Source organism: Flavobacterium quisquiliarum, assembly GCF_019308285.1.
In the GTDB taxonomy this organism is placed as follows: domain Bacteria; phylum Bacteroidota; class Bacteroidia; order Flavobacteriales; family Flavobacteriaceae; genus Flavobacterium; species Flavobacterium quisquiliarum.
Map to the genome: position 1 here is coordinate 243,843 of NZ_WWEM01000033.1, position 14,774 is coordinate 258,616.

Annotated in this window: 11 protein-coding genes; all 11 read right to left on the bottom strand. The window is 35.2% G+C overall.

The annotated features are described in order from the left end of the window. Window positions 1–170: 170 nt before the first annotated feature. Window positions 171–2,186, bottom strand: coding sequence for a cell division protein FtsZ (ftsZ, locus tag GSY47_RS16415; RefSeq protein WP_179001366.1), 2,016 nt, complete (start codon window positions 2,184–2,186; stop codon window positions 171–173). 91 nt (window positions 2,187–2,277) lie between these two features. Beyond that, window positions 2,278–3,684, bottom strand: a complete 1,407-nt coding sequence (ftsA, locus tag GSY47_RS16420; RefSeq protein WP_109191954.1) for a cell division protein FtsA — start codon at window positions 3,682–3,684, stop codon at window positions 2,278–2,280. 6 nt (window positions 3,685–3,690) lie between these two features. Then, a complete protein-coding gene (locus GSY47_RS16425) occupies window positions 3,691–4,413 on the bottom strand; it encodes a cell division protein FtsQ/DivIB (protein WP_179001367.1) in 723 nt (240 codons plus the stop codon). Beyond that, window positions 4,400–5,749 carry a UDP-N-acetylmuramate--L-alanine ligase gene (gene murC / locus GSY47_RS16430; RefSeq protein ID WP_219071483.1) on the bottom strand — a complete coding sequence of 450 codons (1,350 nt, stop codon included), beginning with the start codon at window positions 5,747–5,749 and terminating at the stop codon, window positions 4,400–4,402. Before murC ends, GSY47_RS16425 begins: the two co-directional genes overlap by 14 nt. Before the next feature lie 26 nt (window positions 5,750–5,775). Further along, a complete protein-coding gene (gene murG / locus GSY47_RS16435) occupies window positions 5,776–6,867 on the bottom strand; it encodes an undecaprenyldiphospho-muramoylpentapeptide beta-N-acetylglucosaminyltransferase (RefSeq protein WP_179001369.1) in 1,092 nt (363 codons plus the stop codon). Window positions 6,868–6,912: 45 nt separating this feature from the next. Continuing rightward, a complete protein-coding gene (locus GSY47_RS16440) occupies window positions 6,913–8,223 on the bottom strand; it encodes an FtsW/RodA/SpoVE family cell cycle protein (RefSeq protein WP_179001370.1) in 1,311 nt (436 codons plus the stop codon). A gap of 85 nt (window positions 8,224–8,308) precedes the next feature. Next, the gene (gene murD / locus GSY47_RS16445; RefSeq protein WP_179001371.1) at window positions 8,309–9,640 is read right to left on the bottom strand and encodes a UDP-N-acetylmuramoyl-L-alanine--D-glutamate ligase; all 1,332 of its coding nucleotides are present in this window, start codon (window positions 9,638–9,640) and stop codon (window positions 8,309–8,311) included. Continuing rightward, complete coding sequence (mraY, locus tag GSY47_RS16450; protein WP_179001372.1) at window positions 9,641–10,873, bottom strand: phospho-N-acetylmuramoyl-pentapeptide-transferase; 1,233 nt, start codon at window positions 10,871–10,873, stop codon at window positions 9,641–9,643. An 80-nt stretch (window positions 10,874–10,953) separates the two neighbouring features. Next, the gene (locus tag GSY47_RS16455) at window positions 10,954–12,417 is read right to left on the bottom strand and encodes a UDP-N-acetylmuramoyl-L-alanyl-D-glutamate--2,6-diaminopimelate ligase (protein ID WP_179001373.1); all 1,464 of its coding nucleotides are present in this window, start codon (window positions 12,415–12,417) and stop codon (window positions 10,954–10,956) included. After that, window positions 12,414–14,429 (bottom strand): penicillin-binding protein, encoded by a 2,016-nt coding sequence (locus GSY47_RS16460; RefSeq protein ID WP_179001375.1) that lies wholly within the window; start codon window positions 14,427–14,429, stop codon window positions 12,414–12,416. The genes GSY47_RS16455 and GSY47_RS16460 overlap by 4 nt, the downstream gene beginning before the upstream one ends. Then, window positions 14,420–14,767: an FtsL-like putative cell division protein gene (locus tag GSY47_RS16465; RefSeq protein WP_008467159.1), complete on the bottom strand. Its 348-nt coding sequence runs from the start codon at window positions 14,765–14,767 to the stop codon at window positions 14,420–14,422. Before GSY47_RS16465 ends, GSY47_RS16460 begins: the two co-directional genes overlap by 10 nt. Window positions 14,768–14,774 lie beyond the last annotated feature (7 nt).

Sequence of the window (14,774 nt, forward strand, 5' to 3'; positions counted from 1 at the left end):
AATTGATATATTAATTTGGAATTCGTTCTTGACTCCTATCGAGCTGACAATAAGATTCACTTTAAAAACCTATTTAGGAAGTCAAATTTTTAAATTCTGTGCGAAGATAAAAAAAATAACCCGAAAATTAAATCCAATTTTCGGGTCATCCTATATTATGATGCTAAAAATTAATCTACGTTATCGTGCAAAAATGAATTGTTTGAACGCAATTGTAAATCATTATTGCTATCGGTTCCAACAGAGATTCTAGAATTTGTATTATTTGATTGCGAATTTGACAAATCAATTCCTAATCTTTTGTAAGCTGGTTCTTTTTCCAACTCATCAATTCTAGAAACATTGTTATGGAATTTATAGTTAAACTCTTTTAGTTTCTTTCTTCTTTCTTCAGCTCTTAAACGAAGCGTTTCTTCAATTGTCAATTCTAATGGAGAAACTTCAGAAGTTGTTGAAAAATCAGGCTGGCTAGCAAAATCAGTTCTTGGTTTCAAAGTGATATTCAATTCTTCTGGAATTGTATCTTCAACCTTTTTCTCTACTGGTTTAGAAGACAATAAGTCATTCTCCACTTCCATATATTCTTCAAGAGAATATTTGATGATTCCGTTCTCAGAAACTTCTGTTACAGGAACAAACTGTACTGGATCGTTTACTTTAATCTCACGAGTTTCATTTGTCAATTCAAACAAAACTCTGTTATCCTCAACAACTGGCTCTCTTTTTACAGGTTCTTGTTTAAACAAAGGAAGATCAAAAGAAAAAGCAGTTTGTTCTTCTTTTTCAAATACTCTTTGCTGCTGTACTGGCTGTTGTTGTACAGGTTGCTGTTGTTGAATTGGCTGTTGTTGCTGAAATTGCTGAACAGCTGGTTTCTCTGGTGAAGAAATTGTAAAATCAATATCCGTAATCGGCGAAACAATTTCAAAAGTCACATCTAGATTTTTAATAAACTCAGACATAACCACCAACTCTTCCTGATTAATTGCTGGAGCAACAGCATTTGTAGGAGTTGGAGTAAAAGTTTCATCGTCGTCTATTAAATCAAAAACAACTTTGTCTTCTACTTTTGTAGTTGGAGTATCCACTGTTAAGTCGAAAGATGAAATCGGTCTGTTTGTTAAATTATGAACACTTCTCTGCTCATCTTCTAACGTATGAATGATTTTCTTTGGTTCTGTATTTACAATTTCATTTTGTTGTTCCACATCAAAACCTGTAGCAATAATAGTTACAGCAATAGCTTCCCCAAGAGATTCGTCTTCACCAACTCCCATGATGATATTGGCATTGTAACCTGCTTCGGCCTGAATGTGATCGTTGATTTCTCCGATCTCATCAAGAGTAATCTCGTTAGTTCCAGAAACGATAAGCAACAATACGTTTTTGGCACCTGTAATCTTATTATCGTTTAACAAAGGAGAATCTAAAGCAGAAACGATAGCGTCTTTTGCTCTGTTTTCACCTTCTGACACAGAAGATCCCATGATCGCAGTTCCACTGTTAGCCAAAACAGTTTTTGCGTCACGTAAATCGATATTTTGAGTATAGTGGTGCGTAATTACTTCGGCAATACCTCTAGAAGCAGTTGCCAAAACTTCGTCCGCTTTAGAGAATCCTGCTTTGAAACCAAGATTTCCGTATACTTCTCTTAATTTATTATTGTTGATTACAATTAAAGAATCGACTTGCTTACGCAATTTTTCAATTCCAATAATCGCCTGCTCCTGACGTACTTTCCCTTCAAACTGAAACGGAATCGTCACGATACCAACTGTTAATATTTCTCTTTCTTTTGCCAACTGAGCAATTACCGGAGCTGCACCAGTTCCAGTTCCTCCACCCATACCAGCAGTGATAAATACCATCTTAGTATTTTTATCCAACATTTTTTCGATATCAGAAATACTTTCGATAGCCGACTGCTGTCCAACGTCCGGGTTTGCTCCTGCACCTAATCCTTCAGTTAAATTAAGTCCTAACTGAATCTTATTTGGTACTGAACTATTTTGAAGCGCTTGCGAATCGGTATTACAAACGATAAAATCTACGCCTTTAATACCTTGCTTAAACATGTGGTTAATTGCGTTACTTCCGCCTCCACCTACACCTATTACTTTGATTACATTTGATTGATTTTTTGGTAAATCAAATGAAATACTTCCAAATTCTGAGTTGCTCATCATCTTTTTGGTTTTTTGAAATTCTTATTAAGTACATTTTTTACTTCTTGACTTGGGGCCAGAAAGTAATTTCCTTCTTCTTGTTTTATTCTAATTACTCTGCGTTGTCTAAAAATTCTTTGATTTTGTCGACGTATCGATCAAAAAATGATCGTCTTATTTTGGTTTCGGTAGATTCATCTTTAGATGCCTTCTGGCTTACAACCTCTCTAGTTTCTTCGATAGTCTCTACTTTCTCAACGTAGTTTTCTTCCACTTCGTATCGCTGTACTGGCGGAGCATTTCTGTAAACAACTTTTGGCTGTTCATTAACCAACTCCATTCTAACAGCACTTTGAGAACTATTTTCAATACTATTCATTACTAATCCGACTGCTGTTGCAAATAATGGACTAGAAATTTCTTCTCCTGAGTTTCCTGCCAAATGCTCATTAGGATAGCCAATTCTAGTATCCATTCCCGTAATGTATTCAACCAATTGTTTGATGTGCTTTAATTGTGCACCTCCACCAGTTAAAACAATTCCGGCAATAAGCTTTTTGCGAGGATCTTCGTGACCGTATGCTTTTATTTCTGCAAAAACCTGTTCTACGATTTCCACTACTCTTGCGTGGATAATTTTAGAAAGATTTTTTAGTGAAATCTCTTTTGGCTCTCTTCCTCTCAGTCCAGGGATAGAAACAATCTCGTTGTCTTTATTCTCTCCCGGCCAAGCAGATCCGAACTTTATTTTTAGAAGCTCAGCTTGTTTTTCAATAATCGAACATCCTTCTTTAATGTCATCTGTAATCACATTTCCTCCAAAAGGAATTACAGCTGTGTGGCGAATGATGCCATCTTTGAAAATAGCCAAATCTGTTGTTCCACCACCAATATCGATTAATGCAACACCCGCTTCTTTTTCTTCCTGACTTAAAACAGCATCTGCCGAAGCTAATGGTTCTAATGTCAATCCAGACAATTCAATTCCTGAACTCTGAATACATCTTCCAACATTTCTGATAGATGATGCCTGACCAACTACAACGTGAAAACTAGATTCTAATCTTCCGCCGTACATTCCGATCGGCTCTTTAATTTCAGACTGTCCGTCGATTTTAAATTCCTGAGGTAAAACGTGAATGATTTCTTCTCCTGGTAACATCGCCAGTTTATTTACCTGATCGATTAGAAGCTGAATATCATTTTCGCCAATTACTTCTTCAGGATTGTTTCTGCTGATGTAATCTGTATGCTGAATACTTCTGATGTGCTGTCCGGCAATACCCACAACCACATCTTTAATTTTGTAACCCGAATTATTTTCCGCTTCGATTATAGCCTGTTGAATAGACTGAATCGTCTGCGTAATGTTGTTTACTACTCCTCTGGCAACACCCAAACTTTTGGATTTACCAATGCCCAAAATCTCCAACTTACCATACTCATTTTTTTTGCCAATCATGGCAACGATTTTGGTTGTTCCAATATCTAGACCTACTGCAATATTATCTTTTTCCATTTTCTATTATTTAGTGCAAACTACTTGTTCCGTAAACCTAAGGTCAATTTTTTTGTATTTGTATAACGAACTATCTAAAACTGCTTTTTGAAAAAACGCTTTATAGTTTCTAAATTTCTTATCAACATTCATCGTTCTGCCAAAATCGATGAAGTAATCGAAGTTTCGATTAAACATTTTTAAGCTTCCATTCGGCATAATCTCGATTGCAATGATGTTTTTTTTCAAAAACGCATCGTCGTAAATTGTGCGAAATAAAGCTGCTAAATCTTCGTTATTTTTTTCATTAATTGCCCCTGAAACAAGAGGAACTCTTGCAGTGAAATTGTCAGACAAAGGCATTTTATTACCCTCGTAATCAATATAAAAAGAAGCGCCGCCGTCATAAACTCTTGCTATGGGCGTCTTCTGTTTTACTACTGCTTTTAGAACTCCATCGATACTTACAAAAACATTTGACTTTTCAATCATCTCTTGTGTATCGAGGGTTTTCTCTATCTTATTCAAATCTAGTTCATCTTTTCTAATACTGGAAGCGTCTCTTTTATTTTCTATCAACAATTTATTAACCGTTTCCGGCTTCACAAAAAGCGTATTTTCTCCTACAAAAACGACCATTGATTTTTTCAATTTTCGATCGCCATTTCGATGCTGTGCGAAGGAATATAGAAACAAAACCAATCCGAAAATTAGTACTAATCGAATATTTGTCCAATTAAATATTTTCATTTAAAACCCTTTTAATTGACGGAACCATTTCTCCCAGATCACCAGCTCCAATTGTTACAATAATAGGTGCATCGCTGGCTTTGATTTCACCCAATAAATCTTCTTTTGCAACAATTTTTTTGTTCGAATTTGTCATTTTACCCAAAAGCCACTCAGAAGTTACTCCTTCCATCGGAAGCTCTCTTGCAGGGTAAATATCCATCAAAAACACTTCATCAAACTTTGACAAACTTTCTGCGAATCCATCCACAAAATCTCTTGTTCTGCTGAATAAATGCGGCTGGAAAATCGCTAAAACTTTCTTACCTGGATAAAGCTCCCTAACTGCTTGATGAACAGCATTTATTTCTGTTGGATGATGCGCATAATCATCAATATATACTAAATTTTCGCTCTTAATCTGATACGAAAAACGTCTTCTAATTCCGTTGAATGAAGCAATGGCTATTGCAATAGAATCGGTCGGGGTGCCGAAAGTTTTAGCCATTGCAATAGCCATCAATCCATTCATTAAATTGTGTTTACCAGGCAGTCCGAAACGTAAATCCTTCATGATTTCTGATGGCGTCTGCACATCAAAAACATAAGCCCCATCTTCAATACGAACGTTGAAAGCCTTATATACAGCATCTTCATTTATAGCACATTGAACTCCGTCAAGCGGTAATTCTTTTGTTATGAAGAGATTATTTTTATCTTCTACTTTGGAAGCAAATTCTCTAAAAGAAGCCTGAATTGCCTCACTGGTTCCATAAATATCCAAATGATCAGCATCCATAGAAGTCACACAAGCGATATCTGGACGCAAATGCAGAAATGATCTGTCAAATTCATCTGCTTCTACCACTGTTACCGTTTTACCGCTTCCAATTAAATTCGAATTATAATTTTCTACAATTCCACCAATAAAAGCAGTTACATCAGCACCACTTTGAAACAAAATATGTCCCAAAATACTTGATGTTGTTGTTTTTCCGTGTGTTCCCGCAACGGCAAAACAGAAAGTATCTTTACTTATAATTCCAAGAACTTCAGCACGTTTTTTAACCTCGTAATGTCTTTCTATAAAATAATTCCATTCTGAATGTGTTTTTGGAACTGCTGGCGTATAAATCACCAACGTATTCTCCACATAATACTCTTTTGGAATTAAGTTTATATCGTCTTCAAAATGAATATCAATACCGCTTTCTATCAATTCATTAGTCAGCATAGAAGGTGTTTTATCGTAACCTGAAACTTGTTTTCCAATAAATTTGAAATAACGAGCCAAGGCACTCATTCCGATTCCTCCGATACCAATAAAATAAACGTTCTGTATTTGATTTAAATTCATTCTAATTTGCTTTAGCCTTACTTATTTTATTTTTTAATTAACTTAACAATTTCTGCCACAATATCCTGTGTAGCTTTTGGTCTTGCCAGTTTTTTAATATTATCACTTAGTTGTTTCTGTTTTCCAGAATCTTTCAGCAGCGCTTCAAAAACAATGCTAAACTCGCTCTCTAATTCAGATTCTTTCAACAAAATTGCGCCTTTAGCATCAACAATTGCCTGCGCATTTTTAGTTTGATGATCCTCAGCCACATTCGGAGATGGAATAAAAATCACCGGTTTTCCAACAATACATAATTCTGATACCGAAGAAGCTCCTGCACGTGAAATTATGATATCTGATGCCGCGTAAACAAAATCCATTCTTTCAATAAAATCAACCACTTTTACATTTGGCTGATTGTACTTTTTATATTCTTCAAAATATAATTTCCCGCATTGCCAGATTACCTGAACATTTTGCGAAAGGAAATTTTGCAATTCTTTTTCAATTAACTGATTGATTCTTCGTGCACCTAAACTTCCTCCTAAAACCAATAATGTTTTTTTGTTTGAATCTAATCCATAAAAAGTAATTGCTTCATCACGTTTGCTTTCGATATCAATTAAATCCTGACGGACTGGATTTCCAGTTAAAACAATTTTCTCTTTTGGAAAAAAACGTTCCAAATTTTGGTATGCTACGCAAATTGCATTGGCTTTTTTACTTAGCAATTTATTGGTTATTCCAGGAAATGAGTTTTGCTCTTGAACTACTGTCGGAATTCCTGCCGAACCTGCCGCTTGTAATAATGGCCCACTAGCAAAACCACCCGTACCAATTACTACATTTGGCTTGAACTTTTTAATTATTCTTTTTGATTCCAATAAACTGCTTGCCAATTTAAGTGGAAACATTAAGTTTTGTAAAGTCAGTTTTCGCTGTAAACCCGCAATCCAAAGACCTTTTATTTCATAACCTGCCTGAGGCACTTTCTGCATTTCCATTTTATCTCTAGCACCTACAAAAAGAAATTCAGCATCAGGGAATTGTAATTTTAATTCGTTTGCAATCGCAATCGCAGGATAAATATGTCCTCCTGTTCCTCCTCCGCTAAGTATGAATTTATACTTTGTCATCTTTCTAAAAATTACAACTTTTTAAAAAACTTTTATATTTTAACTTTATTTGTTTAAAACCGCATTCATTGGATTTCTTGAATTGTCTTCTATCGAATACACTGGTTCATCTTCATATATTTCTTCAGAAACCAAATCTTCTTCTGCCAATTCCTTATCAATCAATCGCTGCAATGCTTCTTTTCGTTTTGCTTTTTCCTGTTTCTCCTCGGCAATTTCTTCTTCTTTCTTCGTTACGCTAATGATAATTCCTAAAGAAAAACAAGTCATCCAAATCGAACTACCTCCAGAACTTATTAATGGCAATGTCTGTCCTGTTACTGGCAATAATTCTACTGCAACCGCCATATTAATCATCGCCTGAAATATCATCGGAAATCCGAGGCCAACTACTACTAGTTTTCCAAATAATGTATTGGCTTTATGCGAAGCAACCACAAAACGGAATAACAACAACAGATACAAAACTAATATTGCAACTCCTCCAACTAAACCATATTCTTCAACTACAATTGCATAAATAAAATCGGAAGAAGATTGTGGTAAAAAGTTTTTTTGCACACTTTTACCTGGACCCAATCCTCCTAATTTCCCTGAAGCAATAGCAATTTTTGCTTTTTCAATTTGATAATCATCTTCATCTGGTTTATCCGTGGTAAAGTTCATAATACGACTTTCCCAAGTGGATACCCTGCTGAAAAACCTTGACTCTGGAAATGCTTTTGCCACCAAAAGGAAAAACGCCAGCATGGCAATTCCTGACCCGATAATAAAAGCAATATATTTTAATGGATATTTACCAATAAACGTTAACATCATTACCATCGAAAAAATCAACGCTGTGGTTGAAAAGTTCGCTGGTAAAATCAACGCCAAAGTGATAAACACCGGAATCCAAAGCTGAATAAACGAAGTCTGAAACGGCTCATTTTCTTCTTTGGTTTTCGACAAATAACGAGCTACGTAAATAAATAATACGCTTGCCGCTAAAGTCGAAGTCTGAAACGTAATTCCAATGAATGGCACCTGAATCCAACGACTTGCATTGGCTCCTGCGATTACAGTTCCTTTTAATAAAGTGTAAAGCAACAACAGCCAAACTACCGGAAGCGCAATTTTAGAAATCGCTCTAAAATAATGATACGGCACTTGGTGAACCCAATAAATAATCAAAAAACCGATACAAACGTGAGCTAAATGTTTAACCAAATAACCCAATGTATTTCCAGTTCCATGCCCTATATAAGCCAAATTACTACTCGCACTAAAAACAGGCATAAACGAAAACAAAGCCAATAAAGCCACGAATGACCATATTACCCTATCTCCTTTTAGTTTGTTTACCAGCTCTTTCATAATCGTTTTGTTTCAGGTTTCTTTTGTTTCAAGTTTCAGGTTCGGCTTAACGTGAAACCTGAAACTTGAAACTTTAAACTATCATCTATAAATTGTGCACCGCTTGCTTAAACTGTCTTCCACGATCTTCGTAGTTTTCGAATAAATCGAAACTTGCGCAGGCTGGAGATAATAAAACGGCATCTCCTTTTTCTGTTAATCTTTGAGCCGTTTTTACAGCATCATTCATATTGTTCACTTCAACCATAATATCCACTACATTTCCAAATGCATCAATAATTTTACGGTTGTCAACACCTAAACAAATAATTGCTTTTACTTTTTCACGAACCAATGACATTAATTCGTTGTAATCATTTCCTTTATCAACACCACCCACAATCCAAACTGTCGGTACATTCATACTGTCTAAAGCGAAGAACGTTGCATTTACATTTGTCGCTTTTGAATCATTGATATATTGGACGTTTTGTATTTTTAATACTTTTTCTAAACGGTGTTCAACACCTTGGAAATTAGATAAACTTTCACGAATCGTTGCATTTCTAATTTGCATCAACTTTGCTACAGAGCTTGCTGCCATGGCGTTTTTCATATTATGTTTTCCTTCTAACGCAATGTGTTCTGTATCCATTGTAAACTCTTCTTGGTTGATCTTTATTTCCATTTTGTTGTTATTTATAGAAGCTCCTTCATCAAATGTTTTTGTCAATGAAAAAGGAATTAATTTTGCTTTTGTTTTGTTGTTTTTTAACCATTCTACACTTGCCACATCATCTGCATCGTAAATGAGATAATCGCTTTCCGTCTGGTTCATCGTTATTCGGAACTTTGAATTGATATAATTTTCATATTTATAATCATATCGATCCAAATGATCCGGACTTATATTCGTTATTATCGCAATATCTGGCCGGTAATTTATTATTCCATCTAACTGAAAACTGCTTAATTCAAGAACGTAGGCATCAAATTTATTTTCAGCTACCTGCCAGGCAAAGCTTTTTCCTATATTTCCTCCCAATCCGACGTTTAATCCTGCATATTTCAGCAAATGATGTGTCAGCATCGTTGTGGTGGTTTTACCATTACTTCCGGTAATTCCGATTGTCATTGCTTCTGTATAAGGAATTGCAAATTCAATTTCCGAAATCACTTTAATTCCAGCTGCAATTAGTTTTTTTACTATCGGAGATTTATCTGGAATTCCGGGGCTTTTCATTACCACGTCTGCATTCAGGATTAAATCTTCTGTATGCTGTTCCTCTTCCCAGGCAATTTTATTAATGATAAGAACTTCTTTATAACTCTCTTTTATCTTTCCGAAATCGGATACAAAAACCTCATATCCTTGTTTCTTTCCGAGGATTGCAGTTCCAACACCGCTTTCTCCTCCACCCAATACAACTAATCTCATCTATCTTAGCTTTAAGGTAATGATTGACAATATGGCTAACATTACGGCTACAATCCAGAAACGGGTTACGATTTTACTTTCGTGATATCCTTTCTTTTGGTAATGATGATGCAAAGGCGCCATCAGGAAAATTCTTCTTCCTTCACCAAAACGTTTCTTCGTATATTTAAAATAAAATACCTGGATTACAACTGACGCACTTTCTGCTAAGAAAATTCCACAGAATAAAACAATCAGTATTTCTTTTCGAACTGCAATAGCCAAAACTGCAATGATCCCACCAATTGTTAAACTTCCAGTATCTCCCATAAAAACCGATGCCGGATAAGAGTTGTACCAAAGAAAACCAATCAATGCTCCCACAAAGGCCGATATAAAGACCGTCATTTCTCCTGAATTGGGGATATACATAATATTCAGATAATTCGAAAAAATGATATTTCCCGAAACGAACGTGAAAATCCCTAGCGCGAGGACAGAAATTGCGGAGGTTCCCGCCGCGAGTCCGTCAATTCCATCTGTTAGATTGGCTCCGTTTGAAACTGCTGTAATAATAAAAATTACTACAGGAATAAAAATTAACCAAGCCCATTTTTCGTATCCATTCCCCATAAAAGATAATACTTCAGCATAATCAAATTCGTTGTTTTTTACAAACGGAATTGTTGTTGCTGTAGATTTCTCTTCAATTGGCGCAGGAAGTACAACCGTTGTATTAGCAGCTGTTCTAAAAACATCCGTACGTCCCGTATCGGTTCTTACTGTAACTGCAGGATTAAAATAAAGAACTGTTCCTACAATGATTCCTAAACCAACCTGACCAATTACTTTGAAAATCCCTTTTAATCCTTGTTTATCTTTTTTGAATATTTTGATATAATCATCTACAAATCCAATCGTTCCCATCCATAACGTAGTTACAATCAGCAATACGATATAAATGTTATGCAGTCTTGCGAATAACAAAACCGGAATCAATGTGGCAAAAATGATAATTAGTCCCCCCATTGTTGGCGTACCTGCTTTTTCATTTTGACCTGCAAGACCAAGCTCACGAACCGTTTCTCCAACTTGCTGACGGCGCAAAAAGTTAATTACCCTTTTACCATAAATAGTTGACAAAAGCAATGAAAGCATAAATGCTAAAGCCGATCTAAATGTGATGTACTGGAAAACTCCTGTTCCAGGAACGTCCAATGTTTTGTCAAAATATTCAAATAAATAGTACAGCATAGTTTTCTATTTTTTAAATTCCAATTTTGAAATTCCAAATTCCAATCATTTTGGTGGTATTTGAACTTAATAATTGATTGTTATTTGTTTAATTGTTCTAAAATTTCTTTAATTGTTTCCATATCGTCAAAATGATGGCGAACCCCATTTATTTCCTGATAAGTCTCGTGTCCTTTTCCTGCAATTAGAATAATATCTTTTACTTCTGCTAATTGACAAGCGGTTTTAATTGCCTGTTTTCTATCTGTAATTCGAAGCATTTTTTTATAATTCTGAGGTTCCACTCCCTGCTCCATTTCATCCAAAATAACCTCTGGATCTTCATTTCTCGGATTATCTGATGTCAAAACTGCTTTATCACTTAAATCTGAAGCAATCTTAGCCATAATTGGACGTTTCGTTTTATCTCGGTTTCCGCCACAACCCACAACCGTAATTAATTGTTCGTTTTTAGTACGGATATCATTTATTGTTTTTAGAACATTTTCTAAAGCATCTGGCGTGTGCGCATAATCTACAACCGCTGTAATGCCACCATCGGAAACGATGTACTGAAAACGACCTGAAACACTTTCTAAATCAGACAATAATCGCAATGCTTCAAGACTGTCAATTCCAAGCTCTACAGCCGTTCCGTAAATGGCTAAAACATTGTACGCGTTGAAAGTACCGATTAGTTTTACCCAAACTTCATTATCATTAATTTTCAACAACAATCCAGATAATTGGCTTTCTAAAATCTGAGCTCTATAATCTGCATACGATTTTAAAGCATAAGTCAGTTTTTTTGCCACTGTGTTCTGAAGCATTACAGAACCATTTTTATCATCAATATTTGACAATACAAATGCTGATTTTGGAAGCGAGTCAAAAAATGATTTCTTAACATCTCTATATTCTGCAAACGTTGGATGGTAATCCAAGTGATCGTGAGAAAGATTCGTGAAAATGCCGCCCACAAAATGCAAAGCTTCTGTACGTTTTTGGTGGATTCCATGCGAACTTACTTCCATAAAACAATGTGTCACTCCAGCTTCAATCATTTCATTTAAATAATGATTGATGGTCAAAGAATCTGGCGTTGTATGTGTTGCAGGAAATTCCGTTTGATCTACTACGATTTTTACAGTTGATAATAACCCTACTTTAAAACCTGCTTTTTGAAACAATTGAAACAATAATGAAGCAATTGTTGTTTTTCCGTTCGTACCCGTTACACCGACTAATTTTAATTTTGCAGAAGGATCTTCAAAATAATTAGCGGCTATAAAAGCCAAAGCTGTGTTTGTATCTTTTACCTGAATATACGTTACTTCACTTGCTATATCCTCTGGAAGTGTATCGCAGATAATTGCTTTTGCTCCAAGCTGAATTGCTTTTTCAATATAATCATGTCCATCAGAAAGCGAACCTCTGATTGCCACAAAAACATCATTTGCTTCCACTTTACGAGAATCAAATTCAATTTTAGAAATAGCAATATCTGTTGAACCTTTAACAGATTCAATAGCTACTTTGTATAATATGTCTTTTAGTATTTTCACGATAATTCTAATACTATAGTTGTGTTTTTATTAATAGTCTCTCCCGCCTGAATAGATTGTTTTTTAACCTTTCCAACACCAATAATTTTCACTTTGATCTTAGTGTTAAGGTTTTCTAACAAAGCTACCGCATCCATTCCCGGCATTCCTTTTAAATCAGGTATCTGATTTGTTTTTTTACGTGATTCTAAATCATATTTATCATAACTGCTTTCTTGTTTTGCAATTTTAGAATCAAGTTGTTTTATTTTATTAGTTGAAGGTGCATCTGTAAAAATTTTTTGAGCAATTCTTTTAAAAACTGGCCCTGCAACGTCTGCTCCGTAGTAGTTATTCTTTGATGTATTTGGTTTATGAACCACTACGATACAAGAATATTTTGGATGATCAGCTGGAAAATACCCCACAAAAGAAGAGGCATAATACAAAGCTGATTTCCCTTCTTTTCCTCCGTAATTCATTTGAGCCGTTCCTGTCTTTCCTGCCATTGAAAAATCTTTCGAATACAACTTAGAACCTGTCCCTTTTTTTACCACATTAAGCAGAACCGCTTTCACTTTTTTTAATGTTTCTGGTGAACACACTTTCGGATTTATAACTTCAACATCAAATTTTTTAATGGTTTTGTTCCATTCCTTAATTTCGGATACAAACTGTGGTTTTACCATCACTCCACCATTTGCAACTGAATTGTAAAATGCTAAAGTCTGCATTGGCGTTACCGAAACTCCATATCCAAATGCCATCCAAGGAAGTGAAACTCCTGACCAATGTTTATCTCCTGGTTGCGGAATGTATGGTCTTCCTTCTCCTTTAAAATGTAACCCCAGCGTTTTATTTAGCCCGTAACTATTAATATGATTTACAAATTTTGACGGATTGCTTTTATATGCCTCATAAACTGCCTGAACCATTACAGTATTTGACGAAAGTTCGAATCCGCGGGCTAATGAAACTTTTCCATAACCTCCGTTATGCGAGTCACGCACAGATCTTCCATAATATTTAACTACACCATTGTGACTATCATAAACCGTACTTGTGTCAGCTACTTTATCTTCTAAAATCGCCATTAAATCAACTAATTTAAAAGTTGATCCTGGCTCGTGAGATTCAGCAATTGCATAATTTGTTGTTTCATAATATGATCCGTCTTCAGCTCTTCCTAAATTTGAAATTGCTTTTACATGTCCCGTTTCTGTTTCCATTACTACCACACAACCGTGATCTGCTTCATAATCTTCCAATTGTTTCAGCAAAGCATGATGCGCAATATCTTGAATAAAAACATCTATCGTAGAAATAACATCATAACCATCAACTGGATCTACTTCGTTTACATCACGAATAGGTTTCCACTGCCCTTTTGCAATTTTTTGTTTTAAAATTTTACCATCTTTTCCGTTCAGGTAATTTTTAAAAGCCCACTCAATTCCTTTTCCAACTTCTACACCAGTTGCAGGGTCAATTTTGTCATAACCAATAGTTCTTTCAGCAATTTTACCTATTGGATGTTTTCTAACGGTTTCTTGTTCAACTATAATTCCCCCTTTAAAAGCTCCTAAATTGAATAATGGAAAACTTTTAATTTTCACATATTCAGTATAACTCAATTTGCGGGCAATCAAATAATAACGGTTCTTATTCTCACGTGCTTTTCTTAATTCCTTTTGAAAATAACTGCTCGGTTTATCCAAAACTGTTGCCAATGAATCTGACAATGGTTTTACATATTTCTCAAACGTTTCTGTTTTTGGCGCTTTGGCATCAAAACGAATCTCGTAGTTCGGAATTGAAGTTGCCAGCAAACTTCCATCAGCAGAATAAATATTTCCTTTGTTTGCAGGGATTACAAAGTTTCTAACTGTACGCTGTTTTGCCAGTTGTCTGTAATAATCTCCCTGAACCCATTGAATATTGGTCAATTTAACAACAATAGCAATTGCCATCAAAAAGATGAAAACTGCTACGAGGTAAATTCTGTAGGATATATGTTTATCGTCTACTGCCATATTCTTTTAAAGAAACTTTTTTCTTCTTCTTTTTTAACTTCTATTTTCACTGGAGGAACTGTCGACGGAAAAATTTGCTTTTCTAACATTTTATCCGAAATGGTTGACTCCATTTTTAACTTCATCAATTCTGAACGTCGATCCACAAACTCTGATCTAAGTTCTTTTACTTCATTGTTTAATTTTGCAATTTCAAAAACCTTCTGCTCATATCGCTGTGTATTGGCAATCATCAAAATCGCCAGCAGAATTATAAAAACAATGAATCTCCAGTTTTTTACCGCATCTTCATGAATAAGGAATCTTGCTTTTAATATGCTAAATACACCACTTTTCATTCTTCTT